The 24620-nt window shown below is 63.3% G+C and carries 20 protein-coding genes and 1 tRNA gene; 15 read left to right on the top strand and 6 right to left on the bottom strand.

Annotation, left to right across the window (positions count from 1 at the left end):
- Positions 1–48 precede the first annotated feature (48 nt).
- Positions 49–432: a cyclophilin-like fold protein gene (locus OXH60_13200; GenBank protein ID MDE0713075.1), complete on the top strand. Its 384-nt coding sequence runs from the start codon at positions 49–51 to the stop codon at positions 430–432.
- Here the strand turns inward: OXH60_13200 and OXH60_13195 are convergent.
- A complete protein-coding gene (locus tag OXH60_13195) occupies positions 429–1709 on the bottom strand; it encodes an MmgE/PrpD family protein (GenBank protein ID MDE0713074.1) in 1281 nt (426 codons plus the stop codon). The genes OXH60_13200 and OXH60_13195 overlap by 4 nt on opposite strands.
- Positions 1710–1800: 91 nt before the next feature.
- On the opposite strand from OXH60_13195, the gene OXH60_13190 reads away from it, so the two are divergent.
- The 13 genes from OXH60_13190 (at position 1801) to OXH60_13130 (ending at position 16786) form a co-directional block, all read left to right on the top strand.
- Entirely contained in the window at positions 1801–2388 is a 588-nt protein-coding gene (locus OXH60_13190) for a 2-hydroxychromene-2-carboxylate isomerase (protein MDE0713073.1), read from the top strand.
- Between the two features lie 87 nt (positions 2389–2475).
- Positions 2476–2814 (top strand): heat shock protein HspQ, encoded by a 339-nt coding sequence (hspQ, locus tag OXH60_13185; GenBank protein ID MDE0713072.1) that lies wholly within the window; start codon positions 2476–2478, stop codon positions 2812–2814.
- Between the two features lie 507 nt (positions 2815–3321).
- Complete coding sequence (locus OXH60_13180) at positions 3322–4008, top strand: response regulator transcription factor (GenBank protein MDE0713071.1); 687 nt, start codon at positions 3322–3324, stop codon at positions 4006–4008.
- A gap of 11 nt (positions 4009–4019) precedes the next feature.
- Positions 4020–5432, top strand: a complete 1413-nt coding sequence (locus OXH60_13175) for a HAMP domain-containing sensor histidine kinase (protein MDE0713070.1) — start codon at positions 4020–4022, stop codon at positions 5430–5432.
- Between the two features lie 68 nt (positions 5433–5500).
- Positions 5501–5573 (top strand) — tRNA-Thr (locus OXH60_13170).
- A gap of 693 nt (positions 5574–6266) precedes the next feature.
- Complete coding sequence (locus OXH60_13165; GenBank protein MDE0713069.1) at positions 6267–6545, top strand: hypothetical protein; 279 nt, start codon at positions 6267–6269, stop codon at positions 6543–6545.
- Between the two features lie 808 nt (positions 6546–7353).
- The gene (gene cysD, locus OXH60_13160) at positions 7354–8247 is read left to right on the top strand and encodes a sulfate adenylyltransferase subunit CysD (GenBank protein MDE0713068.1); all 894 of its coding nucleotides are present in this window, start codon (positions 7354–7356) and stop codon (positions 8245–8247) included.
- On the top strand, positions 8247–10145 hold the full coding sequence (cysC, locus tag OXH60_13155; protein MDE0713067.1) for an adenylyl-sulfate kinase: 1899 nt from the start codon (positions 8247–8249) through the stop codon (positions 10143–10145). The genes cysD and cysC overlap by 1 nt, the downstream gene beginning before the upstream one ends.
- 517 nt (positions 10146–10662) lie before the next feature.
- Positions 10663–11493, top strand: coding sequence for an SDR family oxidoreductase (locus tag OXH60_13150; protein ID MDE0713066.1), 831 nt, complete (start codon positions 10663–10665; stop codon positions 11491–11493).
- 8 nt (positions 11494–11501) lie between these two features.
- Positions 11502–12302, top strand: a complete 801-nt coding sequence (locus OXH60_13145) for an SDR family oxidoreductase (protein MDE0713065.1) — start codon at positions 11502–11504, stop codon at positions 12300–12302.
- A gap of 156 nt (positions 12303–12458) precedes the next feature.
- Entirely contained in the window at positions 12459–13376 is a 918-nt protein-coding gene (locus OXH60_13140) for a 3-hydroxyacyl-CoA dehydrogenase NAD-binding domain-containing protein (GenBank protein MDE0713064.1), read from the top strand.
- 316 nt (positions 13377–13692) lie between these two features.
- Positions 13693–15369, top strand: coding sequence for a thiamine pyrophosphate-binding protein (locus OXH60_13135; GenBank protein MDE0713063.1), 1677 nt, complete (start codon positions 13693–13695; stop codon positions 15367–15369).
- A gap of 70 nt (positions 15370–15439) precedes the next feature.
- A complete protein-coding gene (locus tag OXH60_13130; GenBank protein ID MDE0713062.1) occupies positions 15440–16786 on the top strand; it encodes an extracellular solute-binding protein in 1347 nt (448 codons plus the stop codon).
- Positions 16787–16988: 202 nt separating this feature from the next.
- Here the strand turns inward: OXH60_13130 and OXH60_13125 are convergent, their stop codons facing one another.
- From OXH60_13125 to OXH60_13110, 4 genes are read right to left on the bottom strand one after another with little or no spacing between them, the layout of a single operon-like run.
- Positions 16989–17636: an ATP-binding cassette domain-containing protein gene (locus OXH60_13125; protein ID MDE0713061.1), complete on the bottom strand. Its 648-nt coding sequence runs from the start codon at positions 17634–17636 to the stop codon at positions 16989–16991.
- A complete protein-coding gene (locus OXH60_13120; GenBank protein ID MDE0713060.1) occupies positions 17629–18399 on the bottom strand; it encodes an ABC transporter ATP-binding protein in 771 nt (256 codons plus the stop codon). The genes OXH60_13125 and OXH60_13120 overlap by 8 nt, the downstream gene beginning before the upstream one ends.
- On the bottom strand, positions 18392–19354 hold the full coding sequence (locus tag OXH60_13115; GenBank protein MDE0713059.1) for a branched-chain amino acid ABC transporter permease: 963 nt from the start codon (positions 19352–19354) through the stop codon (positions 18392–18394). Before OXH60_13115 ends, OXH60_13120 begins: the two co-directional genes overlap by 8 nt.
- Complete coding sequence (locus OXH60_13110) at positions 19351–20250, bottom strand: branched-chain amino acid ABC transporter permease (GenBank protein MDE0713058.1); 900 nt, start codon at positions 20248–20250, stop codon at positions 19351–19353. The genes OXH60_13115 and OXH60_13110 overlap by 4 nt, the downstream gene beginning before the upstream one ends.
- Positions 20251–20332: 82 nt before the next feature.
- On the opposite strand from OXH60_13110, the gene dusA reads away from it, so the two are divergent.
- Positions 20333–21319, top strand: coding sequence for a tRNA dihydrouridine(20/20a) synthase DusA (gene dusA / locus OXH60_13105; GenBank protein MDE0713057.1), 987 nt, complete (start codon positions 20333–20335; stop codon positions 21317–21319).
- A gap of 177 nt (positions 21320–21496) precedes the next feature.
- Here dusA and OXH60_13100 read toward each other — a convergent pair whose 3' ends face one another.
- Entirely contained in the window at positions 21497–24619 is a 3123-nt protein-coding gene (locus OXH60_13100) for an efflux RND transporter permease subunit (protein MDE0713056.1), read from the bottom strand.
- Position 24620 lies beyond the last annotated feature (1 nt).

The raw sequence follows: 24620 nt of genomic DNA, 5'->3' as shown, positions 1-24620 counted from the left end.
ACGGAGCCGTACGTTGCGAGATTTCGCACTGCTTCAGGAGAACGACTGATGGAACGGATCGTGGTCCGGATCAACGCCACCGAACTCGGGATGACTGCTCGGGACACGCCCACTGCCAAAGCGATTCTGAAGGAACTTCCGCTGCAGGCAGTCGCGCAAACGTGGGGCGAGGAAGTCTACTTCCGCGTCCCGGTGTCAGCACCATTGGAGGACGATGCCCGCGACGTCGTCGAGAAAGGAGAGATTGCTTTTTGGACCGGCGGGTCGGCGATCGCAATCGGGTACGGCCGGACACCGGCGTCGCGCGGAGACGAGATTCGTCTGGTGACCGCCGTGAACGTCTGGGCGGACGCTGACGGCGACCCGGCCGATCTGCGGGAGGTACGCGACGGAGATTCCGTCTGGATCGGTCTAGCGCGCGAGGCTGACTAAGTTACGAGGTCCGCAAGGCCGACCGGCGATCCGCCAGCACGAAGCCCATACACTTGGCGGACCACCGGTTCCGGATCCACTCCTCCGAGTGCCAGAAGGTCCCGCGCCTTGGCCTCCAGCCGCCGTGACGAGAGCGGGGCGTCCGGGTCGCCGAGCGCATGCTCCCGTTCCGCCGCCAGCACGCGCCCGTCAACCAATTCGACGCGGACCGACGCCCCCCACGCGCGAGGGTATGCCTCGTCGTACGGAGGACCGGACGCCAGCACGACACGGTTTGCAAGATCGGCATGTCGCTCGCGGGCGGCTGCCTCGAAGCTGGCGAACACGACCTCCTTGTCCATCAACGCCGCGGCAATGCAATGCTGCAGCGAAAACTTTGCTTCGTATTCGGTCTTCGGCTGAACATTGTCGCAAACATCGATGGCCGCCCGGTAGGTCCACGCCTCGACTTTCCGGAACCGGTCCACATGCGGCGCCAGTTCCAAGGCAGCATCAATGGCTGGATGTGTGTGTCGGCAGGACGGCCACGGCTTGATCGACGTCAGATGGAGTTGCCAGGGTTGATCCGGGGCTCGAAGCACTGCCTCGGGATCAGCATCCGGGCAGGCGGCAGCAAAGAAGCCGCGGGACCCTTCCAGAATCGACGGGGCGCCGGTGAAGCCATGTGCCGCGAGCTCGGCTGCCACGACCCCTGCTTCCGCGGCGCGACCGGCATGGAGGTGCTTGCTCATCGCACCGGACGCAATGAACTCCCACAGCCCAGCCGACTGCGTACCGGCGTTCCCCAGTGCGTGAACCATCGCCTGCGAATCAAGCCCCAAGAGGGTACCGGCCGCATAGGCGGAACCAAACGGCCCGCAGGTCGCGGTGTTGTGCCAGGTGCGGTAGTGCGTCGGTCCGACTGCGGCACCAATCCGGCACATGGCCTCAAAGCCCTTTAGGACGGCCGTCAGGAAGGTTCGCCCATCGGCACCGGTGGAGCGGGCAAGCGCGCACGCCGCCGGCACGACAACACACCCAGGATGTGTGACCGATTCGCGGTGCAGGTCGTCGGCTTCGAGGATGTGCGTCAGCGCGCCAAGCTGAAACGCTTCGCGGCCAGGATCGCGACCGGCAGCTTCGCCCCAGGCCTTGATGATCCGCCCCGGTTCGGTCGACTGGCCGGCCCGAGTGTTCGCCAGGGCATCGAGAACGTAGTCGGAGGCCTTCGCAAGGTCAGCGTCGGCAATCGGCTTGGCCTCAATGAATTGAACGAGTTGCTCGGTAAGGCTGGACATCGGTGCCGGTCCTCGAAGTGGATCTGATCGCAAGAGGCGAAATGTGAGTATATGTTCGCCGACCGGCCCATCGACGACGGAGGATGCATTCATGGCCAAACGGGTGGAATTCTATTTCGACGTCGGGAGTCCAAGTGGCTACCTCGCGTGGACACAACTGCCAGCGATTGCCCGCGAAGCTGGAGCAGCAATCGACTACCGGCCGATCCTCCTCGGCGGAATCTTCAAGGCAACGGGAAACACTTCCCCTGCCGAGGTCCCGGCCAAGGGCCGGTACCTGTCCATGGATCTTGCCCGGTTTGCCCGTCGCTACGACGTTCCACTCGTCTACAACAGCGCTTTCCCGATCAACACCATTGGTTTGATGCGTGGCGCCGTGGCCGCCCAACAGTCCGGCCAGCTGGAGGCCTACCTCGATGTCATCTATCCAGCGTTCTGGGCGCGGGACGTCGATCTCAGCAAACCGGAAGAAGTCGTGCGCTGCCTTCGAGAGGGCGATCTGGATGCCGAGTTCCTGATGCGTCGCACGCAAGAGGACGACGTGAAGTTGGAATTGCGGCAACAGTCGGACGCTGCCGTGGCACGCGGCCTATTCGGAATCCCCACGATGTTCGTCAACGACGAAATGTTTTTTGGTCAGGACCGTCTCGAGTTCGTCCGCGAGGCACTGGCCGAATAGGTCCCGCTTGAACATGTATGGGCCAGACCCCATCTGGTAAACTACCGGTAGTTCAGTACCTATCGGTACAGGCGTAGGGACACGATCATGCAGAAGCTGCTGCAAGCTCGGGCGGAATTCGGGCTTGGCCAGGTGGTCCGGCACCGAATCTACCCCTTTCGCGGCGTAGTCTTTGACGTAGATCCGGAGTTCAACAACACCGAGGAGTGGTATCAGCAGATTCCAGAGGATCTCCGTCCCCGCAAGGATCAGCCCTTCTACCACCTGTTCGCGGAGAGCGAGGAAGGTCCTTACATCGCCTATGTAAGCCAGCAGAACCTGCTTCCAGACACAAGCAGCCAGCCGTGCCTGCATCCGCAGATTCCCAGACTGTTCGATGGTCCAGAGAAGGGCCGCTACACGCTCAAGCCGGAAAACGTCAATTGAACGGGCGAGTTTGAGCTACCAAACTCGCAAGGCCCAGCGCCCCTACTTCATTTCCGCAGCCTGCCCCGTCGGCTGCTGCTGATTGCAGCAACGGAGATCCCGCTCGGGATTGGCGGCCGCTGGCCACGATACGTGTCGACGGACATTCAACCGCAGGTGGTTTGACGGCCGACTGATCGGCACCACCTGCGGACTGTGCGGTTCGCCGCACCCACGACCACCGATGTCCTCATTGACTCGTTGGAGCCGTCCTGGCGCTCGCGGGGAAAGTCGAAGCATCGCTTTGGCAACCCGTCCTTCCGTGAGGTGCAGAGATGACCGGGGGGCCGGAGGCGTGGACTTCGTTTGGCGAAATCGCTAAGTCGAGCCCGACGGGCTAGGATTGCGGCCAAGACAGAAGAACCCTCCCGAGGGGTGTGGCTCCCGCCACAGGAGGTGGCTCCCACTGCATTCGCGCCGACTATTCCGACAAATCTATATCGAGTGCAAGGACAGGAGGCGTTTTCAATGCACATTCTCGTTGTGGAAGACGACACGGTTGCCGCCGAATTCCTGGTCAATGGTCTTTCAGAGCTCGGACACGTCGTTGATCACGCTGCCGACGGGCTGACCGGCCTGGACCGGGCACTCGACACGCGGCCTGACGCGCTGATCGTCGACTGCATGTTGCCCGAACTTGACGGTATCGCGATGGTCCGGCAGCTGCGCGCCAAGAAGATCGACACGCCGGTCCTTTTCCTATCGGCTTTGCGGGAAGTTGATCACCGGGTACGGGGCTTGGAGGCAGGAGGAGACGACTACGTCGTCAAGCCATACGCGTTCGCAGAAGTACGGGCCCGACTGGATGCTCTGGTACGGCGTCACTCTTCGGAAGTTACCGCTTCGACGCTACGACTATCGGATCTTGAGCTTGATCGCCTGAAACGAACCGTCATGCGCGCCGGCAAGCCCATCGACTTGCAGCCGAGAGAGTTCCGGATGCTGGAATTCCTGCTCGAAAACGCCGGCCAGGTCGTCACGCGCACCATGCTTCTCGAAAAGGTGTGGGGCTACCATTTCGAACCCAAGACGCGTGTAATCGATGTTCACATCAGTCGTCTGCGCGCCAAGATCGACCGCGGCTACTCCGAACCGCTCCTGCAGACCATCCGGGGAGCCGGTTACTCGCTGCGCAGTTCCAGTACGTCCTGCTGATGGCGGGAACCGTGCCACCGGTCCCGCGTTTCTCACTGCTGCGGACGGCTGCGGTACAGCTTACGTTGCTCTACTTGGTGCTGGTGGCCATCACGGGCTCGGCCCTTCTGACCCTGGTACACACCATGTCCGTCGGTTTGCTGAATCGTGAAACCGACGAAAGCATTCAGCGCGAACTGCAATTCCTGTCTGTCCAGCTTCGGCGCGGCGGGCCACGGACACTTCGTCATATCGTAGAGGATCGAAGTTACGGGCAAACGACCAGTCTCTATCTGCTCTCCTTTGCAGGTCAGCCCGCCATGACAACCGGCAACCTGGATTCGTGGCCAACGGTCGCCGCCGACCCCAACGGTTGGGTCAACTTCAGCTACTCACTGCCTGAGCGCGGCGGGCTGCTCGAAACCCGAGCTGCGCGGGCTCAGGTGGTCCTCCTTCAACCTGACCTTCGGATCCTGGTGGGACGGGACGTGCAAGGGCTCCAATTGATCGAAAGTCGCTACACGGAATCCTTCCTGTGGGCCGGCGGCATCGTCCTTGTCCTTGGCTTTGCAGGCGGCGCGCTCGTCGCCCGCCATAGCCTCGTGCGGGTAAACCGAATCAATTCGGCTGCCCGCAATGTGCTGGAAGGCGACCTGACCCAGCGCCTTCCAGAGCGAGGCTCCGGTGACGAACTCGACCGATTGGCCGGCACTTTCAACGTCATGATGGAACGTATCGAGGGGCTGGTGAAGAATCTGCGCGAAGTCACCGACAACATTGCGCACGATCTCCGTACTCCCCTGCATCGGCTGCGCAGTGGGCTTGAAGCCGCCCTGCTCGATGCGAACGATGCCACAAAGCGGCAGCACGCCTTGGACCGGGCCATCGCCGAGGCGGATCAACTGATCGAAACCTTCAACGGATTGCTGGAGATCGCGCAGCTGGAAAGCGGGGTCAAGCCCAAGTTCGAACCCGTGGATGTCGCTCTGTTGGTGCGCGAGTTGGCTGAGATTTATGAACCCGTAGCCGACGAATCAGGCCTTGCGCTCTTCGTCCACGTGGAGGAAGCCCCGTGCGTGTGCTTCGGTCACCGCACGCTGCTCGCGCAAAGCCTGTCCAATCTTCTGGACAACGCCATTAAGTACAGCTCACCCGGCGGCAGCATCCGCATTGCCGTCCGCGTCGCCCCGTCTGGCGATAGCGAACTTATCATCGCCGACGACGGGGCCGGCATTCCCGAGACGGAACGTCAGCGGGTCCTCGATCGGTTTGTCCGGCTAAGTTCCAGCCGAGATCTTCCCGGTAGTGGACTGGGGCTTTCGCTCGTGGCCGCGGTGGTCCGGCTCCACGATGGAACGCTGAGCCTGGAGGACAACGTCCCGGGCCTACGAATCCGGATCCGGTTGCCGGGCACCCAATCGCAGCGCCAGCCAGAGCGCCTGTGATCCGAATGACCACGTGCGGCAAGGCTGCAGGCCCAGACGTGCTAGGCTAGGTTTCTGCACCGATCATCGCCGACGTAGCTCAGACGGTAGAGCAACGCATTCGTAATGCGTGGGTCGGGGGTTCAAGTCCCTCCGTCGGCACCGGCTCGGACCTGGGCCCCCGCGGATCAGGCATCGGGATTAGGCCGCAGCGCCGCCGGCAGACGAGATTTTCGCGGACCGTCAGTTTGGCGGGTGTTCAGCTTGACCCAAAGCGCCGCCGATCCCGGGAATCGGCCGATCCACCGGGACAGTCAAGTCGCTCCCGTGAGTCACGCTCGCGACTGCTGCGCGAGCAGCGGACAAGCAACCACGAAAAGCCGCTTAGCGCTGGTTGAAGGCTGATCCCGGCCACTTCACGACTGACACCCGGAGTTGCGGGGATCAGGCGGTGCCGGGGAGGGCATGCTGCAGTCCAGCGCGTGTGGCGCGAGGCTCCGTGTCATCGCGGCAATGCGGACCGGTTCGCCGGCCACGCGTGTCTCCGTGCCAATGGGCGGGGAACGGTACCTTCGTGAAGCACCACCGGCCTGACAAGTGATTCTCAGAGCTGGGGAACTTCCATTAATCGTCGCAATGTAGATCGGTTCGCCTTGCTGCTGCTGACCAGAGTTTCGAACGGAACCCTTTCGTTTCGGTGTCGCGTCAACATTTGTCCGGATAAATTTCGGGCTTCCAAAACTTTTTCACGAGACTGTTGCTGCCCCGGATGTCTCGGGCCGTGATACTACGTTCGATAAATGATTCCTTCCGGCTTCATGCTAGGATGCCAAATGGAACCGATGGAGCTTCGATATGCAGGAATTTGAAATCAAGTATGTCGATGTTCACACTTTTCCTGATGACCGAAGCCCGACGGCAAGGTTTGATGTCTTGGTTTCCGGGTCCACGAACTCAGGCGACGGAAGAAAATCCCCAGGCATCCTGGCAGCTACCGTCTATCTCCCGAACGGATCCGAGGAAGAACAGGTACAGGGACAACTAGCCGACCTGTTGGAGGGGGTTGCCCGACAACTGAAAACGGCTTCCCCTGGCAAGAAAGGTCTTGAGGAGGTGGTGGGAGACGCCAACTAGCGTCACTGGGAACGGCGGCAAACCTTCAACCCCTCTTGCGAGGCAATTGTTCGTACCTGGCCCGGTGCCTCCGTTGATCAGCCTCATTGGAACGACTTCCGACTCCTTAGGCCAGCGCGCCCATTGCACTGGAGTTCAAATGAGAGTTTCCTGCTTTGGGCGGTCCAAAGTGCCGGCCAAGCCTATGGTCGGATACGACTGTGATTGAGTCGGCTCCAACCGGTTGAGCCGACCATGATCGAACCTCCCAATCAATTTCCCTGACTTCTGTTCAACGAACAGGAACCGCACCGAGCGCGACAAGTGCGAGGAATTCAGAGGTTCTTCTCTAAGTCGGCGAACCGCAAACTTCGCAAATGGGTGTCTATTGCGCCCGTCGACAGGCAGTCAAGCGACGTCAATCTCTTGATAGATAGTATCCCCGTGCCGCATGCAAACGAGTGGCCCGAGAAACGAACGCCTTGAGATATCGAATGCAGGTCCCCGTACACCGTGTTCGTAGGCCGCGTCTTCCGCGCGGGCCCGTTCGCTTCGCCCGATGGGATGCGTTGCCTGACTGCAGGTGTCAGCAGCGAGCGGCAATGGTAGAAACAGCCTCGGCGATCACGCACTTGAATCGAATTTTCAGCGGTGCCGTGACTTCATGCCATCGTGCAGGGCACGCTGGGCCGTAGCCACACTGCCGGGGGAGCTTGGCTACGCGCCACGTCCGCCGAACAGTACCTGAGTGTCCACGCGGCCAAGAGTTGGCGCCGGGTGTCGGTGTCCGATGGAAACGACAATGGAAACCCCGCATTCTTGATCGATGCTGAAACATCTGGACCGCCTGGAATCGGAAAGCATTCACATCATGCGGGAGGTCGTCGCCGAATTCCGCAACCCGGTGATGCTGTATTCGATCGGCAAGGACTCGAGCGTCATGCTTCACTTGGCGCTCAAGGCCTTCGCGCCCGGAAACCTCCCCTTTCCGCTGCTGCATGTCGACACGACGTGGAAGTTCCGCGACATGATCCGGTTTCGTGACGTGACGGCGGCCCGTCACGGGATCAATCTGATCGTTCACGTGAACCGGGACGGCTTGGAGCGGGGCGTCAGCCCCGTCACCCACGGGTCCAGAGTGCACACTGAGGTCATGAAGACCGAGGCACTCAAACAGGCCCTTGACATACATGGTTTCGACGCCGCATTCGGAGGTGCGAGACGCGACGAGGAGAAATCGCGCGCCAAGGAACGGATCTTCTCCTTTCGCAGCAGCACGCATCGCTGGGACCCGAAGAGCCAGCGGCCCGAACTCTGGAACCTCTACAACACCCGCGTGTTGCCCGGGGAAAGCGTCAGGGTGTTCCCGCTGTCCAACTGGACCGAACTCGACGTCTGGCAATACATCGAACGGGAGGACATTCCCGTGGTGCCGCTGTACTTCGCCGCCGTTCGCCCCACCGTGGAGCGTGGCGGCCTTCTGGTCATGGTTGACGACGAACGGTTGCCGCTTGACCCCGGTGAGACGCCGAGAGAGATGTTGGTCCGGTTCCGTACCCTGGGGTGCTATCCGCTGACGGGCGCAATCCCCTCCAGCGCTGCCTCGGTCCCGGAAATCATGGCCGAACTACGGCAGAGCCGCGCCTCCGAAAGGGAGGGCAGGGTCATTGACTACGACCAACTCGGCTCGATGGAGAAAAAGAAGCAGGAAGGGTATTTCTGATGCCGGCCAGCGGGAGTGCGCCGGCCGCGTCAAAAGACATCGATGCCGCCCTTTCAACGCAGAATGAAAAAGGGCATGTCCGCTGCATCATCTGCGGTTCCGTCGATGACGGCAAATCAACGCTTCTAGGGCGGCTGCTGCACGATTCCAGGACGGTCTTCGAAGACCAGCTTTCGGCGGCCAAGGCGGAGAGTCCAACCTACGGTACCCAGGGTGATGCGGTTGATCTCGCCTTACTGGTCGACGGCCTGCAGGCGGAACGCGAACAAGGCATCACCATTGACGTCGCGCATCGCAATTTCGAGACGGACAGCAGAAGATTCATCGCGATCGATGCGCCCGGCCACGAACAGTACACGCGAAACATGGTCACCGGTGCCTCCACGGCTGATCTCGCAATAGTTGTGATCGATGCCTGCAAGGGGGTTCTGACCCAGACTCGCCGACACAGTTACATCGTGTCGCTCATGGGCATCCGCCAAGTGATCCTGGCGGTCAACAAGATGGATCTGGTCGCATACGACCGCTCCGTATTCCGGTCCATCGTCGAGGCATACGAAGCGTTTGCGAATGAACTGGGAATCGAATCCGTGACGGCAATTCCGCTGTCCGCACTGACCGGCGTGAACGTCTTCGAGTCTGGCGAAGATACGCCCTGGTACCTCGGGCCGACGCTCGTGGAAGTATTGGACGCCTGCAGACTCCCCAGGAACGAGGTGACGGGGGGATTCCGTTTACCGGTGCAGTGGGTCAATCGCCCCAATTCGGAGTTCCGAGGCCTCAGCGGCAACGTGGTCTCCGGCTCAGTGGAACGCGGGATGACAGTTGTCGTCAGTCCGTCCGGCTCGCGATCGACCGTCGAGCGCATCCTCGGGCCGTCCGGCGACCTGGACCGGGCGATCGAGGGCCAGGCGATCACGCTCGTGCTCGCCAACGAAATCGACGTTAGCCGCGGCGACATGATCTCCGACAACGGACAGCCGCCAGCGCTTGCCGATCAGTTTGCTGCTCACCTCATCTGGTTGGACACGGATGCCATGCTGCCGGAACGGCCCTATCTGGCTCGTTTTGCCAGCGCCTCTGCCGTCGCCCAGATCACGGACCTTACCCACCGTATCGACATGGATACCCTGGGCCGATTGGCTGCCAAGACACTCCAACTGAACGAAGTTGGGTACTGCAAGATTTCGCTCGACCGCCCAGTCCCCTTCGATGCTTACGCAAAGGATCGCAAAACGGGTGGTTTCGTACTTATCGACAGGTTCACCAATGCCACGGTCGGCGCCGGCGTGATCAGCTTCGCGCTTCGCCGCGCGACCAACATCATTTGGCAGCAGATGAAGGTGGACAAGGCGGAGCGAGCGCGGGTCAACCGACAAAAGCCCTGTGTCCTATGGATGACTGGCCTCTCCGGGGCCGGCAAGTCGACGATCGCCGATCGACTGGAACAGAAGCTCCAGGCGATGGGAAAACACACTTACCTGCTCGACGGAGACAACGTCCGACATGGCCTGAACAGGGATCTCGGCTTTACCGACCGGGACCGGGTGGAGAATATTCGCCGGGTCGCCGAAGTTGCAAAGCTGATGGTGGACGCCGGGCTCATCGTCATCGTTTCCTTCATCTCACCGTTTCGATCCGAACGGACCATGGCCCGAACGCTGCTACAGGAAGGAGAGTTTGTCGAGATCTTTGTCGATACCCCGCTGGAGGTCTGCGAGGCACGCGATCCCAAGGGGCTCTATGCGAAAGCCCGCAGTGGCAAGCTGGCGAATTTCACCGGCATCGATTCGCCATACGAGCCGCCACAAAACCCCGAACTACGAATTGACACGACCGTGCTTTCCGCCGACGACGCGGCGGATGCGGTGGTGCAATTGCTGCTTTCCCAGGAATAGTCCTTCCAGCGCCAACTGACGCACGGAAGTACGGGTCGACCTCTAGTTCGCACCTTCTTGTCTTCAGTTCAGACGTGATTGACTGTTGGTCATCATCGAAGTTCGAACCGTTGCCGGCGTGGGCCAGCGCGCTCTTGACGTCCCGGCGAGCGCACCCAAACCGCAACCGTGGCCAGCGACCCTACGGAAGATCTGAAGCGTCTAGAAGGCGCCGCGCCCCAAGCGCTGCGCCGTTCGATCGCCTCGCCATGCAGTTTGCGACGGATGATGAGCAACTGCCCCTCATCGATGCGAGGAACTTTTTCCGATTTTGCTGGACCGGAGAGCCCTAGTGCCGCCGAGTCGCTGCAGAACATCCCTATAGTGCCCTCCCGGTGAATCACCATGCAGCTTTGGGCGTCATTGCTCCGCCGGTTTGGCAATCGAATGCAGCGGACACGGCCGATTTGTCGAAAAGGCCTGGAGACCACCAGGCAGCGTTCACGGCTGGCACGCCGGCGAGACGAGGAATGAGACGATGTACGACTTGACGGGCAAGGTCGCGCTGGTAACGGGGGCGGGCGGAGAACAGGGGATGGGACGTGCCATTGCCCGGCGCATGGCGCAGGCCGGCGCGGATGTCGGCATCAACGACATCGTCCCGCGACGTGGAGGTTCAGCGGACTGGGCGGGCCTGCCGGACGTTGAGCGGGAAATCGAAGCCATCGGCCGGCGAGTGCTAAGTGTCGTCGGTGATGTATCAAGTGCCAGTGATGTCGAGGTGATGGTGAGCCGGGTACTCGATCATTTCGGCCATCTCGACATACTCGTCAACAATGCTGGAGCGATCGCCGGTCGCGATCGCGTGCCCGTGGTCGACCTCGACGAAGCCGAATGGGACCGGGTGCAGAACGTCAACGCCAAGGGGACGTTCCTTTGTTCTCGCGCCGCGGCGCGGGCTCTCATCGCCCAGGGGACCGGCGGCCGAATCATCAATCTGTCTTCGGTTTCGGGCAAACGCGGCGTGGCCCGGTTCGCCGCTTACTGCGCATCCAAGTTCGCGGTTCGCGGGTTCACTCAGGCACTAGCACAGGAGCTCGGGCCTCACAACATCACGGTGAATGCCATTTGCCCGGGCTACGTCGAAACTGAACGAGTCGCAGAAATTGCCGCGGCGCTGGCCCCCGAAGGAGTCACGGCCGAGGAGCATCATCTGGCCATGAAGACCCGGACCGAAGCAAACACCCCGCTCGGGCGTGTTGGCAATGCCGAGGACGTAGCCCGGGTCGCCACGTTTCTGGCGTCAGCCGACGCGGAATTCCTGACCGGTCTGTCGGTCACGGTCGCCGGCGGCGCGGTGATGGAATGATTTCGGACATGGCCGAGAAACGCCTCAACGGCAAGGTGGCATTGGTTACCGGTGCCGGATCACGCGGGTCACTTACCGGCACTGGGGAGGCGACCGCGATTCTCTTTGCCCGTCACGGCGCCGAGGTCCTGCTCGCCGACGTGGACCAGGGTCGTGCCCGCGTGACCGAACGTCAGATCGCTGACGAAGGCGGCAACGCTTCGGTATTCGAAGCGGACGTTACTGACGGAGCAGCCTGCAGGGCCTTGATCGACGCCTGCACCGACCGGTACGGCCGTATCGACATTCTGGTCAACAACGTGGGTGCGCTGGGGCCGGGGAAGGTCACGGACATCGAGGACGAGGTCTGGTCCCGCGCCCTCGACGGAAATCTCAAGTCTGCTGCCCTAGTGTCGAAGTTCGCGGTCCCACAGATGGCAGCCAACGGCGGCGGCTCCATCATCCACGTCTCATCGATCGACGGTTTGCGCGCCGGCGCGTCGCACAATGTCCCCTACTCGGTTGCAAAAGGTGGTCTGGTCACGCTGACCAAGGCGATGGCGGTCCATCACGGCCGCGACAACATCCGTGTCAACTGCATCGCACCGGGGCACATCCACGCGCCGTTCGTGGCCTCCATGACTGAGGAGCAGCTGGAGTTGCGGCGGAGAGCAGGTCCGCTGGGGATCACGGGCGACGCCTGGGATGTCGCGTGGGCGTCAGTGTTTCTGGCAAGCGACGAGGCGCGCTGGATTTCAGGTGTCATCCTGCCCATTGATGCCGGGCTGTTGGCAGCAACGCCGCTGGCAGTAATCGACTACCTGATCTGACACCGGGCGAACAATTCAATGGTGCCTGTGTGAGATCACTGTTCCGCCGGATCGATCGCCGCCACTCCTTCGTGTGCCCGGGAGCACGTGTTCTCCGTGCTAGAACCTGTCGCGACCACCAAGCCATCCAGCTGCGTTGAACCGGAGAATGCCGTCATGAACCTGCCAGATCCAGCGACCGTCAACCGCGTGGCATGCGTTGGCGCCGGGACCATCGGCGCCGGCTGGGCGGCCCTGTTCCTGAGCCAAGGGCTGGCCGTTACTGCAAGCGACCCGGCAGAGGGCGCGGAGGACCGCCTGCGGGCGCTGGTGGCACGGGCCTGGCCAAGTTTGAAGCGTTTGGGGCTGGCCGCCGGCGCGGACCCGTCCCGCCTGATGTTTGATGCGGACCTCGGAACCGCGCTCGATGGCGCCCAATTCGTCCAGGAGTCGGCACCTGATCACCAAGATCTGAAAGTCGCGCTGATCGAACAGATCGAACGAAATCTGCCCGACGATGTGGTCATCGCAAGTTCGTCATCGACGTTCTTGCCGAGTGTCTTGGCCAGGCAAAGTCGGGTGCCGGCGCGCGTCATCGTGGGGCATCCGTTCACGCCGTCCTACCTGATGCCGCTGGTCGAGGTCGTGGGCGGAGATGCCACCCCGGGAGCTGTGCTGGATTGGGCCATGGCCTTCTATCGCCGCGTCGGGAAACGTCCGCTCCGGCTGCGGCGGGAAATCGAGCGTTACATCTCCAACCGGCTGCAATCCGTCGTGCGGCGGGAGATTGATTCGCTGGTCGAGGCCGGCATCTGCGACTATCACCAAGCCGACGAGGCGCTGGTCTACGGCCCGGGGATGCGCTGGGCGTTCATGGGGCCAATGCTCGGCATGCACTTCACCGGCGGCGAAGGCGGCATCAGGGGCAACATCGCCCACTTCGGTTGGTCGGGGCCAGCCGCGCTGAAGGAGATGGCAGTTGCAGCGGTCGATGAGATGACGGGCGGGCGCGACGCCAACACCCTCGAACGATGGCGCGATGAGAATCTGATCGCGTTGCTGAAAGCACTGAAACCCCTCGACACCGGCACGTAGGTCCGAGCCGGCAGGTCCTGGGAGATCATTGAGCTCGCCGGACTCCAGTTCGCGCTGCGGTCTGTTCGATGCAGAAACCTTTACCGGGTGAGTTGGCGTCGATCGCGACGACTTGCCGACTTGTCGGTGACGGGTCTGTCACCTGACAATGTCCGCAGCACACCGTGCGCAGGCTGACGGACCAGGCAGTAGCAACAACAGCACGCGCGCCAGTCGCCGTGATGCGACGCCGCCACCCAGCCGGCGGCAAGGGCCAGTTTGCAATCGTCAAAGGCATTCTGTCTGATACCGATCCGTACGCGCCGAGGGGCTCACCATGACAAGAATGACCGGCGGCCGGTTTGTCGCAGAAACCGTTCACGGCTACGGCATTACCCATGCCTTTTTCGTCCCGTACATCGCGCCCAGAGCGTTGATGGAAATGGAAAAACTGGGCATCAAACGCGTCCAGACCCATGGCGAGAAGGCGGCCGCCTACATGGCTGACGCCTATGCCCGGGCGCGGCGCGGCCCCGGCCTCTGCATGGCGCAGTCTGTGGGCGCGATGAATCTTGCGGCCGGGCTGCAGGATCCCTACCTGGCCTGTTCACCGGTCATCGCGATCACGGGCCGGGAGCGCCAGGTCAGCCAGCAGCGCCACGCCTATCAGGAGGTCGATCACAAGGGTCCGTTTTCGGCGGTCACGAAGTACAGCGCCACGTTGTCAACGCCCGACCAATTGCCGGTCTACCTGCCGCAGGCGTTTCGCGCCGCCACTTCGGGCACTCCTGGGCCGGTTCACCTAGACCTGGAAGGTCTAGCCGGTCAGTTCGTGATCGACGCCGAAGCCGAACTTGACGTCATGATCGACGAGAACTTCGCGCAGGTGCCGCCGTTCCGGCCGGAGGCAGACATCGACGCGGTAACCGCGGCGCTCGAATGGCTGATGCAGGCGGAACGGCCGGTGATCGTGGCGGGCGGCGGCGTAACCGCATCGGATGCGGCCGCGGAACTGCGCGCGCTGGCCGAGAAGCTGTCGATCCCGGTGGCAACTTCGCTCAATGCCAAGGTCATGTTCCCGAGCGACCACCCACTCGCGCTGGGCGTCCCTGGATCCTATTCCCGTGCTTGTGCCAACCAGGCCCTGTGCGAGGCGGACCTGGTGTTTTTCATCGGCAGCCACGCCGGCGGCCAGGTCACGAACGGCTACACCATTCCGCCCCGAGGCACACCTGCCATTCAACTGGACATCAATCCCGCCGAAATCGGCCGCAACTATCCGGTCAAGGTCGGGCTGCAGGGAGATGTGCGCGACACGATCCGTCGCATGCTTGCGCATGCCGAGCCGGTTTCCCCGCGCCGGTCCTGGATCGGCCGCGTACAGGAACTGGTCGATACCTGGAAGCAGGGTGTCAGCGCACTGGTGGCTTCCGACAATGTTCCCATGCGTCCCGAGCGCTTGTGCTCGGAACTCTCCGAGCTGCTTCCCACCGACGCCATTCTGGTTTCGGACACTGGGCATTCCGGCGTCTGGACCGGCACCATGCTCGACCTGAAGCATCCCGATCAGCGCTACCTGCGCTGCGCCGGGTCGCTGGGTTGGGGGCTGCCGGCAGCGATGGGTGCCAAATGCGCACAACCGGATCGCCCGGTGGTGTGCTTCACCGGTGACGGTGGCATCTGGTACCACATCGGGGAACTGGATACGGCCCGCAAATCCGGGATCCACACCGTGACCGTCGTCAACAACAACCATTCACTCAATCAGGAGAAGAATGGCGTCGAGGGGGTTTACGGAGGGCGAACAGAGGGCTCCGATGAACTCTGGCTGTTCCCCGAGACGGATTTCGCGGGAATTGCCGGTTCGATGGGCTGCTTCGGCATCACGGTCCACAAGCCAGGGGAGCTGCAAGGCGCACTCGAGCAGGCGTTCGCTGCCGGGAAACCGGCGTTGGTGGACGTAAAGACCGACATCGACGGAATCGCACCGCGGGCCTGGGTGCCGCCGGCCTAGGAGGTGTTGCTGCTACCGTCGTAGTTCGTCGACCGGCGACAGGCACATCTTCTGAAAGGAGTGCGCCACCATGGCAGGACTTCCAGCTCTCAGCAGGCGTCGTTTTCTCGGAACGGGCTCAGCGGCAGCAGTCGCGATGGCCGCCCCCTATGTCAAGACCGCCCATTCGGCCGGACGACTGGAGCTTGGCGTCCAGGACCACTGGGTGCCTGGCGTCAACCCCGTGGTGGAACGAATCTGCGCCGAATGGGGGCAGCAGAACAATGTTGACGTCAAGGTCGACTTCATCACGAGTGTCGGCAACAAGCTCGCGCTGACGGCGCAGGCAGAAGCCCGCGCCGGTACCGGCCACGACATCTTCCAGATGGGATTGTGGGGCCCGAGCATCCAGCGAACGAAGCTCGAACCGCTTGATGACGTGATCGCCGACGTCGAGGCCGACGTCGGCCCGATGGACCCGGCCGCCAAGTACTGCTTCTTCATCGACGGGGCCTGGCGGTCGTCACCGGTGGCCGTCATGGGCCAGACCCACGCATTCAACAGCCGGATCGACCATTTTCGCGATATTGCCGGGATTGATCTGCCCGACATCTTTCCGGCTGGCCCGCGTGATCCCGCGAAGGTCGCTACCTGGACCTATGGCACCCTGCTGACCGCCGCACAGAAACTGCATGCCGCGGGCTTCGGGTTCGGTGCCCCTTTGTCGCCGACACCGGACGGGACGTTCTGGCTCGCACCGTTGTTCGCGGCTTTCGGCGCGGTCCTGGTGGACGCCGACCGTCAAATTACGGTCAACAGTGACGAAACCCGCGCCGTGCTCGAGTACATGAAGGAACTCAGTCAGTTCATGTCCGATTCGGTCTATGCATGGGACGACGCGAGCAACAATCGCTGGATGCTGTCGGGGCGCGGCTCCGCGGTGATCAATCCGCCGAGCCCGTGGGCCGTGGCGAAACGCGACGCCCCCGAGCTCGCGCCGTTGATTTGGCACCATGATCTGCCCGTCGGCCCGCGCGGACGCTTTCGGCACCTGATCCCGAACGGCTGGGGCATCTGGCATTTTTCATCGAACAAGGAAGCCGCCAAGGACTTGCTACGGCACATGGCAACCCGCGAAGTGGCGGAGCAGCTGGTGACCGCGAGCAAGGGCTATGAAGCGATCATCTTCGATTCCTTCCGTGACTTCGGCGTGGTCGAAGAGGCCGGCCCACCAGCGGGCACCCTGTACAACTACGCGCCGCGTGGCGACGAACAACTCATTCTGTGCGGCACGCCCGCTCCCAATGACGTTGCCGCCCAGATCTTCACTCAGGGCGTGTTCGGGAATCTGGTCGCGCGTGTGACTTCTCACAACGAGGCGCTCGATGACGCGATCGCCTGGGCCGAAAACGAACTCGAAGGGTTTCTGCGCGGGTAACTGGCGGCGGCCGTCCCCGGTCAGTGCCTCACGGGGGCGGCAGAAACTTCCGGGCCCTTCCAATGGGCCCGGAGCCCCTGCTATCCGGCGAGCTCCGTGAACCGTATTGGAGACAGGATGCGTTGACGGGTCGTCACCGGGGGACGCCTACAGTTCCCCGACCTTGGTCCCGAGATCGTTGGCGCGCCGGCCGCGAACTGGTTCAAGCGGAGCCCCACGGCTCCACAGCGCCCCGCTCGATCAGGTAGGTGCGCTCGAAGAGACTGCCGGCCCTGTCCATTTCTGATTCAGAGATCAGCACGGTCGTGCCTTCTTTCTGGAGGTTTGCCAGGACCTCCGACAGTCTCAGCGCGAGGGCCGGAGCCACTCCCTCAAAGGGTTCGTCGAGCAGCAATACCTGCTCGCCGGACACCAATGCGCGCGCCAGCGCCACCAGCTTCTGCTGCCCCCCTGACAGCTGCTCGACGCGGCGCGAGCGCATGTCGGCAACTTCCGAGACGTAGGCGAGTGCGCGTTCGCAGCGGTCTTGGCCGTCCGGACGCCGCGATCCCCATGCAGGCAGCAGCAGGTTTTCCTCCACGGTCAGGCCCGGGATCAGGCGCCGGTCCTCCGGCATGTACCCGACACCCGCACGCGTGCGCCGATGGGCGGGAACTGCGGTGATGTCCTGGCCGTTCAGGAGCACGTGTCCGGAGTGGGTGCGAATCAGTCCCATCACCGCCCGCATCAACGTGGTCTTGCCGGCGCCGTTTCGCCCGACCAGTCCGGTGAACCCTTCGACCCGCAGGTCGACGTCATGCAGGATCGTGCTGCCCCCGAACTTGACGGTCAGTTTCCGGGTCTCAAGCATCGGAAGATCGTGGCGGGCGGCGGCCGACCACGTGCTCGATGACGGCCGGGTTCTCGAGCACCTCCTGCGGCGCGCCATCCGCCAACACCCGCCCCTCGCGGAACGCGATGACGCGGTCGGCGTAACGTCCCACCACGTCCATGTCGTGCTCGACGAACAGGACCGTTGCCCCTGACGAGCGAAGCGCATCGATCACGTTGCCCATCACGTCGAACTTCTCCTCGGTGCTGATCCCGCTGGTCGGTTCATCCAGTAGGATCATGGCAGGTCCGCCCACCATCGCCATGGCGATGTCGAGCAACTTCCGCACGCCCTGGGGCAACCGGTCCACCCGCGTCTCGGCCGAGTCCGAAATGCGATACTGCTCCATCACCCGGCGCGCTGCCTCTTGGATCTCCGGCCGGACGAGCGGCTTCCACCAGGGGGGCCGGCGGTGGCCGAACACCCCCACTGACAGCAGCAGGTTCTCGTACACGGTGAGACCCGGAAACAGTTGCGGGATCTGGAACGAGCGGTGGATCCCGGCCGCTGTGGCCTCGCCGACGGTGCAACCGGTGATGTCCGTGCCGCGGAAAAGGATCCGTCCCCGGTCCGGCGTGAGGTAACCGGTCACCATGTTGCAGAACGTCGTTTTCCCGGCGCCGTTGGCTCCGATCACGCCGACGATCTCGCCAGCTGCAACCGACACGCTGACGTCTTCGGCGGCGACCACCGCACCAAAGGTCTTCCCCAGTCCGCGGGTCTCGAGCAGCGCTTCAGGCATTTCGTCCCCGCAGTCGGTCGACCAGCGACCACAGGCCGCCCGGCAGGAAGAGAATGACCAGGAGGAGGGTGATGCCGAGCAACATCTGCCACGCTTCCGGGACGTATTGCAGGGCAAACGTGCGGACCAGCTCGAACACCGTCTGCGCGATGAACGGAGCCGCGACGTTGCCGGCCCCACCCAGGATCGCCACGAACACGAACTCGCCCGACTTCGTCCAGTAGGCGGTGTCCTCGGGGGTCACATGACCGATGAGCAGCACCGTGAACACGCCGCCGAGCGCCGCAAGTTTCGCCGCCATGATGTAGGCCAGGTGGACGGCTCCACGGGCGGAGACACCTAGGTAGCGGAGCCGCAGCTCGTTCTCCCGCACGCCTTGGCCGGCATAGCCGACCGGGCTGGCCAGGATCCGATCCACGATCCATGCAACGAGCGCGCTCGAAATCACGATGAAGCCGAACAGCACGAAGGTGAGCCGTCCAGCTTCCGGGCCCGGCGCGACCCCGAGCAATGTCGGCACGCCCACGCTGAATCCGTCGGTGCTTCCCAGCGCCACGGTCTTGGCCAGTATCCCGAACAGGATCATCGAGAACGCCAGATTCAGCATCGCGAAAAAGATGCCCCGGTGCCCCCGGACGATATAACCGAGAGCCCATGCAATCGCGCCGGCCGCCGCGATCCCGGCCACGCTCAGGACCAGCATGTCGGTGATGCCGAGAAACTGATTGGCCAGGGCAGCGGCGTAGCCGCCAATGGCGAAGAACAGACCCTGTCCAAAGGACACGAGACCGAATCGAATCAGGATCATCAGTCCGAGGGCGACCAGACCCCCGCCAAGTGATACGGCTGTAGTATGGGCCGCCCACGCGGGCAGCAGCGGCCAGAGGCCGAGCAGCACCGCTGCGGCCAGCGCAATGCCGGCCGTCGTCGGACGGATATTCCGAAGCGCCGTCATATGCGACGGGTTTGCGGCTTGCCGAACAGGCCTTCCGGTCGTACTGCCAGGACCACCGTCATGACCACGAACACGACGAACAATTCCAACTCGGGACGGAAAAACACCGCGGCCGTCCGACCCAGTCCCACCAGCAGCGCGCCAATCGCGGCTCCCTCCACGGAGCCCAGCCCACCGATCACCACCACGGCAAACGCCAGTACAATCAGCTCGACGCCGATCCCCGGAACGACCGAAATCAACGGGGCACTGAGAGCGCCGCCCAACGCGCCCAGGACGGCCCCACAGAGGAAGGTCACCGTGAAGAACCGGGCCACGTTGATCCCGAGAGCAGACGCGATCTCTCGATCATAAATCACCGCCATCAAGAGCTTCCCGGGTCGCGTGCGGTGGATCGCCGCCCAGATCCCGACGCCGATCAGCGCCACCAATGGCACGAGGAGCAGGTCGTACCCCACGTACGGTATTCCCGCGACCGATATCGTCCCGAACAGGAAGCGGGGTTGAAATGCGATGTAGGATTCCGCCCCGAAGATCAGCTTCATGACGTCTTCGAGGACCAGGAAGACCGCGTAAGTTGCCAGAACGATTACGATTTCATCTCGTCCGTAAACCCAACGCAGCACGCCGCGCTCAATCAGGATGCCGACAAGAACCCCGACGACGATGGCGGCAACCAGCATGATGGCAAGCAGCACGAACCCGGCGTCCGGCGCCCCGCCAACGTACATGCCCACGCCCCAGGCGGCCGTGTACGCTCCAAGCGCGTACAGGCTTCCGTGGGCAACGTTCAGGACGTTCATCACCCCGAAAATCAGGGTGAGGCCGATCGAGACGATGAACAGCCAGGACGCGTACACAAGACTGTCGACGACGATCGCGGCCAGCGCCATCATTACGCGTCTCCGCGGCGTTGCGCACACAGCACGAGCCGCGCAGGTCCCGATCCGTGCAATCGCCGCACATTGCAGGAAGATGATGGCTGAATCAACTGTGCGATCACCGGCGCTCGCGGCAGTGGATCGACGGCTGTCGGTCGCGCCCATGATGCAGCGCACCGACTCTCACTTCCGGCGTTTCATGCGTCTGCTGACCCGGCACACCCTGCTCTACACCGAAATGATTCCGCTCGGTGCCATCCTGGAAGGACCGCGGGAGCGGAGCCTCCGGTTTGATCCGCGCGAACAGCCGGTCGCGCTGCAGGTGGGGGGCGCCGACCCCTCTGGCCTGGCAGAGGCTGCCGGTTACGGCGAAGCCTACGGTTACCGCGAGATCAACCTGAATTGCGGTTGCCCGAGCCATTCCGTCCAGCACGGAGGCTTTGGCATCGTCCTGATGCGGACCCCGGCCCACACGGCCGAATGCGTTCGGGCGATGGTGGAAAACACGAGTCTTCCGGTCACGGTCAAGGCCCGAATCGGCCTCGATGCCCAGCGCAGCGACGCGTTTCTGGACGATTTCGTCGGCGCGGTTGCCGAAGCCGGATGCAAGACCTTCATCGTTCACGCTCGCTCAGCCTGGCTAAAGGGACTGAGCCCGAAACAGAACCGTTCGGTCCCGCCGCTCGACTACGCCCGAGTCCATCGTCTGGCCCGAAAGCGGCCAGACCTCGACATCATCATCAACGGTGGAATCCGGTCGCTCGCCGAAGCCAACCAATTTCTCGCCCAGGGATTGGGCGGCGCCATGATCGGGCGGGCGGCCTGGGAGCATCCTTGGCAGTTCACCGAAGCCGATCAGCGCGTATTCGGGGTTGCTTCCTCCTTGCCCCCAACAAGGGAGGGAGCCCTCCGCGCCCACGCCCCGTATGTGGACCGCGTTCTGGCCGATGGAGAGCCCTTTCACCGGGTTGCCCGGCCGCTGGTGGGGCTATACCGAGACCAACCCAAGGCGCGACGGTGGCGCCGGGCACTGGCGGAAACCAGGACGCTGGATGACGCTCTGGGCCACATGACTACCGCGTGACGACGCAGGCAGGTGGAAGAAGTTTTATGATGTGGCGGGAAGCCGTCGTTCCGGCAGGCACGCCGTTGCCCATCGGAAACCAGCGGATGACGGTGAAACGCTGTTTCTGCCGCCGTGACCACCGCGGTTGAGGCACTGCCGGGGCCCAGGCTCCGGCCGGGCGCCGCCGCGCTGGCCTCAACCCTCGTAAGCTGCCTGGCTTGCGGAGAGCGCCTCCGCCTCCCGGCGCTCGGCTTCAAAGCTCCCGAACAACTGCATGATCAGCGGCAGGACCAGCAGGTTCAGCAGCGTGGACGACGCCAGCCCGCCGATGATGATTGCCGCCATTGGCCCCATGATCTCGTGACCAGGATTGTCCGCATCGAACGCGATTGGAAGCATCGCCAGCGCCGTCACGAGTGCCGTCATGAGAATTGACGGGAGACGTTCCGACGCGCCGCGCACCACGGTATCGATCGTCCAGGGGGCGCCCTCGACCACCACGAGATGCCGATAGTGCGAAACCAGCATGATCGAATTGCGCAACGTGATCCCGAACAGCGTGACGAAACCCACCAGGGAGCCAAGCGACACCACGCCGCCCGTCAGATAGGCCGCGACCACACCACCCACCAGCGCGAACGGCAGGTTGGCGAGGACCAGCAAGAGCGCCCGCCCCCGTCCCAGCGCAATTCTGGCCAGCACCATGATGCCGATTCCGGCCAGCAGCGCGGCAAACACCAGCTCTGACCGCGAGCGGCGCTGCTCCAGTGCCGTTCCCGCCAAATCGAAGTACACGCCCCTGGGAAGAACGTCCGCCTCGACGAGCGCCGCCTCGACGCGCCGTACCACCGTTTCCACGTCCGCGTCCGCCATGTGCGCGGTAACCACCTGCAACCGGCGGCCCCCGTCGCGGAGAATGGTGTAACGGCCCCGTCCCATACGGACGTCTGAGAACGCGCTCAGCGGCTCCAGGATCCCGTCGAGGCGTCGCACCATGAGGTCACCCAATGCGAACGGATTGGCACGGTCAGTCGCTTCGAACACAAGCGTCACGGGTACCGGGATGCCGTCGCGGAACACTGTGCCGACCTGGAGCCCGCCGTAGGCCGCTTCGACGGCCTCCACCACTTCGGCCGGCGTGATTCCCGCCTGACCGAGGCGCTGCCAGTCGAGGTGCACCTCGGCTTGCGGGCGTCCGAGCGCTGCGCGCACGCGTACCTGTGTGAGGCCGGCGATGTCGTCGAGCAGGTTGGCGACCCGGGCGGCAGCGGCGTCAAGCACATCCAGGTCCGGGCCGAAGATGCGGACGACGAGGGGGGCCGCGTAACCGGAGACCGTTTCATCCACGCGTTCGATCAGGAACGTGTTGAGTTCCGCAGCGATGCCGGGCGTGCCATCCAGGATCTCCCGAATCTGGTCGAATACGGCTTGTTGTTCAGCGCCGGACAGCGGATCCAGTTCGACCTCGTATTCCGCGTAGTGACTCCCATACGTGTCGGCACCTCGCTCCGCGCGCCCTGCCCACTGCGACATGGACCGTACACCCTCGACCTGCAGCACCTGCCGCGTAAGTCGGGTACCGGTGCGGATGGTCTCCTCCAGCGAGGTCCCAGGCAGCCCCGATGTGTGAATCATGTAGTGACCCTCGCGCAACTCGGGCAGGAACGCGCTGCCGAGCCCGGGCAGAAGCGCCACGCCGAAGAGCGAGCCGCCAAGCGCTAGCACAACTGTCAGGCCCGGAACCCTGCCCAGCAAGCGCAGGGTCGACGCGTAGACAGGCGTGATCCACCGAATGAGCGGGGGCACCCGATACGCGCCACGTGAAGCCAGCAGTACCCGGCAAAGTGCCGGGGTCAGTGTCAGCGCGACCACCAAGGAAGCAAAGATTGCGAGGATGTAGGCCAGACCCAGCGGGGCGAACATGCGGCCCGCCACGCCGGAGACCGCAAATAACGGCACAAACACGAGCATGACGATGGCACTTGCATGCACCATCGAACTCCGGACTTCCATTGAAGCATCGAACACCACGTCGTCGGCCCGGGGCGGCGCTGGACGCGTCAGTGCCTGGCGAAGGCGCCGCATGATGTTTTCCGTATCGATGATGGCGTCGTCGACCACTTCGCCCAAGGCGATGGCCAGCCCGCCGATGACCATGATGTTGAAGGTCGTGCCGGTCTCCAGCATCCCCAGCCCGGCGGCGATCAGGGACACCGGGATCGCACTGGCGGTAATGATTGCGGCCCGTACGTCGAAGAGGAACACCAGCAACACCAGCACAACCAGCCCGGCACCGATCGCGAGATGGGCGGAGATGTTGGCAACCGAGCGTTCAACGTAACTGGCCGGGCGAAAGAGGTCGCGATGGATGAAGATTCCGATCGAGGCGAGGGCCGGTGTCAGGTCGTCGAGCGCCTGGTCCAGCCCGCGGGTCACGGCCACGGTGCTTGACTGGAACTGACCGATAATCATGAGCAGCACGGCGGGCTCGCCGCCGACGGTCGCCATGCTGATCGGATGAGAGGCGCCAAACCCGATGTCGGCGATGTCGGCGAGAGAAATGCGCGTCCCGTCGGCCCGGGCGATGTTGAGAGCCCGGAGGGCTGTCACCGACAGCGCGCCCTCGCCCACCACGACGGCAAGGGTCTGGTTGGGCGTGTCGACCCGCCCGCTGCCCCGATAGCCAGCGGCCCGTACTGCTTCCGTCAGTTCGCCAATCGTTACCCCCGCACGCCTCAGGCGCTCCGGGTCGGGCCGAATCTGGAGGGCTTCGATCTGGCCGCCGAAGACATTGACGTCGGCCACGCCGGGAATCTCCAGCAGGTGCGGCAGCACGACCCGCTCGACCGTGGACCGAAGGCGTTCGGGCGCCCGTTCGGCGGTAAATCCGACGGTCATGACGGTGGCCGCGCTGGAGGAAAGCGGAACGATCGTTGGCGTGGCGGCCGAGCGGTGAAGCTGACCGGACGCGACCGCGAGCCGCGCAGCGACGGCTGCCCGGTTGATCTCGTCCCGGGTACCGTCCTCGAACGTCAGGTTCACGATCGACAGGCCGCTGATCGATTCGGAGAACGTCCCGACCAATCGCGGCAGTCCCCTGAGAACCTCCTCAAGCGGGCGAGTGACACCAGTTTCCACCTGTTCGGCCGTCAAGCCGGGTGCTTCGGTTTGAACGATGACTTGCCGAGGAGCAAACTCCGGAAATATGTCGAAGGCGCCCTCGGACAGACGCCACAACCCCGCCGCAACCAACGCGGCAGCAAGCGTCACCACCACGCCCGGATGCCGGATCGAGAATTTGACGATCAGAGCGAGCACG

The organism is Rhodospirillales bacterium, from assembly GCA_028824295.1.
Taxonomy (GTDB): domain Bacteria; phylum Pseudomonadota; class Alphaproteobacteria; order TMED109; family TMED109; genus VXPW01.
This window is presented reverse-complemented; position numbering and strand designations above follow the sequence as displayed.

What these genes read in the sequence shown, in the direction of transcription:
- OXH60_13120 (MDE0713060.1), bottom strand. Translation starts at nt 18,399, where the DNA reads ATGCCTGAAGCGCTGCTCGAGACCCGCGGACTGGGGAAGACCTTTGGT.
- OXH60_13145 (MDE0713065.1), top strand. Translation starts at nt 11,502, where the DNA reads ATGGCCGAGAAACGCCTCAACGGCAAGGTGGCATTGGTTACCGGTGCC.
- OXH60_13115 (MDE0713059.1), bottom strand. Translation starts at nt 19,354, where the DNA reads ATGACGGCGCTTCGGAATATCCGTCCGACGACGGCCGGCATTGCGCTG.
- OXH60_13135 (MDE0713063.1), top strand. Translation starts at nt 13,693, where the DNA reads ATGACAAGAATGACCGGCGGCCGGTTTGTCGCAGAAACCGTTCACGGC.
- dusA (MDE0713057.1), top strand. Translation starts at nt 20,333, where the DNA reads ATGGCTGAATCAACTGTGCGATCACCGGCGCTCGCGGCAGTGGATCGA.
- OXH60_13195 (MDE0713074.1), bottom strand. Translation starts at nt 1,709, where the DNA reads ATGTCCAGCCTTACCGAGCAACTCGTTCAATTCATTGAGGCCAAGCCG.
- OXH60_13140 (MDE0713064.1), top strand. Translation starts at nt 12,459, where the DNA reads ATGAACCTGCCAGATCCAGCGACCGTCAACCGCGTGGCATGCGTTGGC.
- OXH60_13130 (MDE0713062.1), top strand. Translation starts at nt 15,440, where the DNA reads ATGGCAGGACTTCCAGCTCTCAGCAGGCGTCGTTTTCTCGGAACGGGC.
- OXH60_13200 (MDE0713075.1), top strand. Translation starts at nt 49, where the DNA reads ATGGAACGGATCGTGGTCCGGATCAACGCCACCGAACTCGGGATGACT.
- cysC (MDE0713067.1), top strand. Translation starts at nt 8,247, where the DNA reads ATGCCGGCCAGCGGGAGTGCGCCGGCCGCGTCAAAAGACATCGATGCC.
- OXH60_13165 (MDE0713069.1), top strand. Translation starts at nt 6,267, where the DNA reads ATGCAGGAATTTGAAATCAAGTATGTCGATGTTCACACTTTTCCTGAT.
- OXH60_13125 (MDE0713061.1), bottom strand. Translation starts at nt 17,636, where the DNA reads ATGCTTGAGACCCGGAAACTGACCGTCAAGTTCGGGGGCAGCACGATC.
- OXH60_13190 (MDE0713073.1), top strand. Translation starts at nt 1,801, where the DNA reads ATGGCCAAACGGGTGGAATTCTATTTCGACGTCGGGAGTCCAAGTGGC.
- OXH60_13150 (MDE0713066.1), top strand. Translation starts at nt 10,663, where the DNA reads ATGTACGACTTGACGGGCAAGGTCGCGCTGGTAACGGGGGCGGGCGGA.
- OXH60_13110 (MDE0713058.1), bottom strand. Translation starts at nt 20,250, where the DNA reads ATGATGGCGCTGGCCGCGATCGTCGTCGACAGTCTTGTGTACGCGTCC.
- OXH60_13180 (MDE0713071.1), top strand. Translation starts at nt 3,322, where the DNA reads ATGCACATTCTCGTTGTGGAAGACGACACGGTTGCCGCCGAATTCCTG.
- hspQ (MDE0713072.1), top strand. Translation starts at nt 2,476, where the DNA reads ATGCAGAAGCTGCTGCAAGCTCGGGCGGAATTCGGGCTTGGCCAGGTG.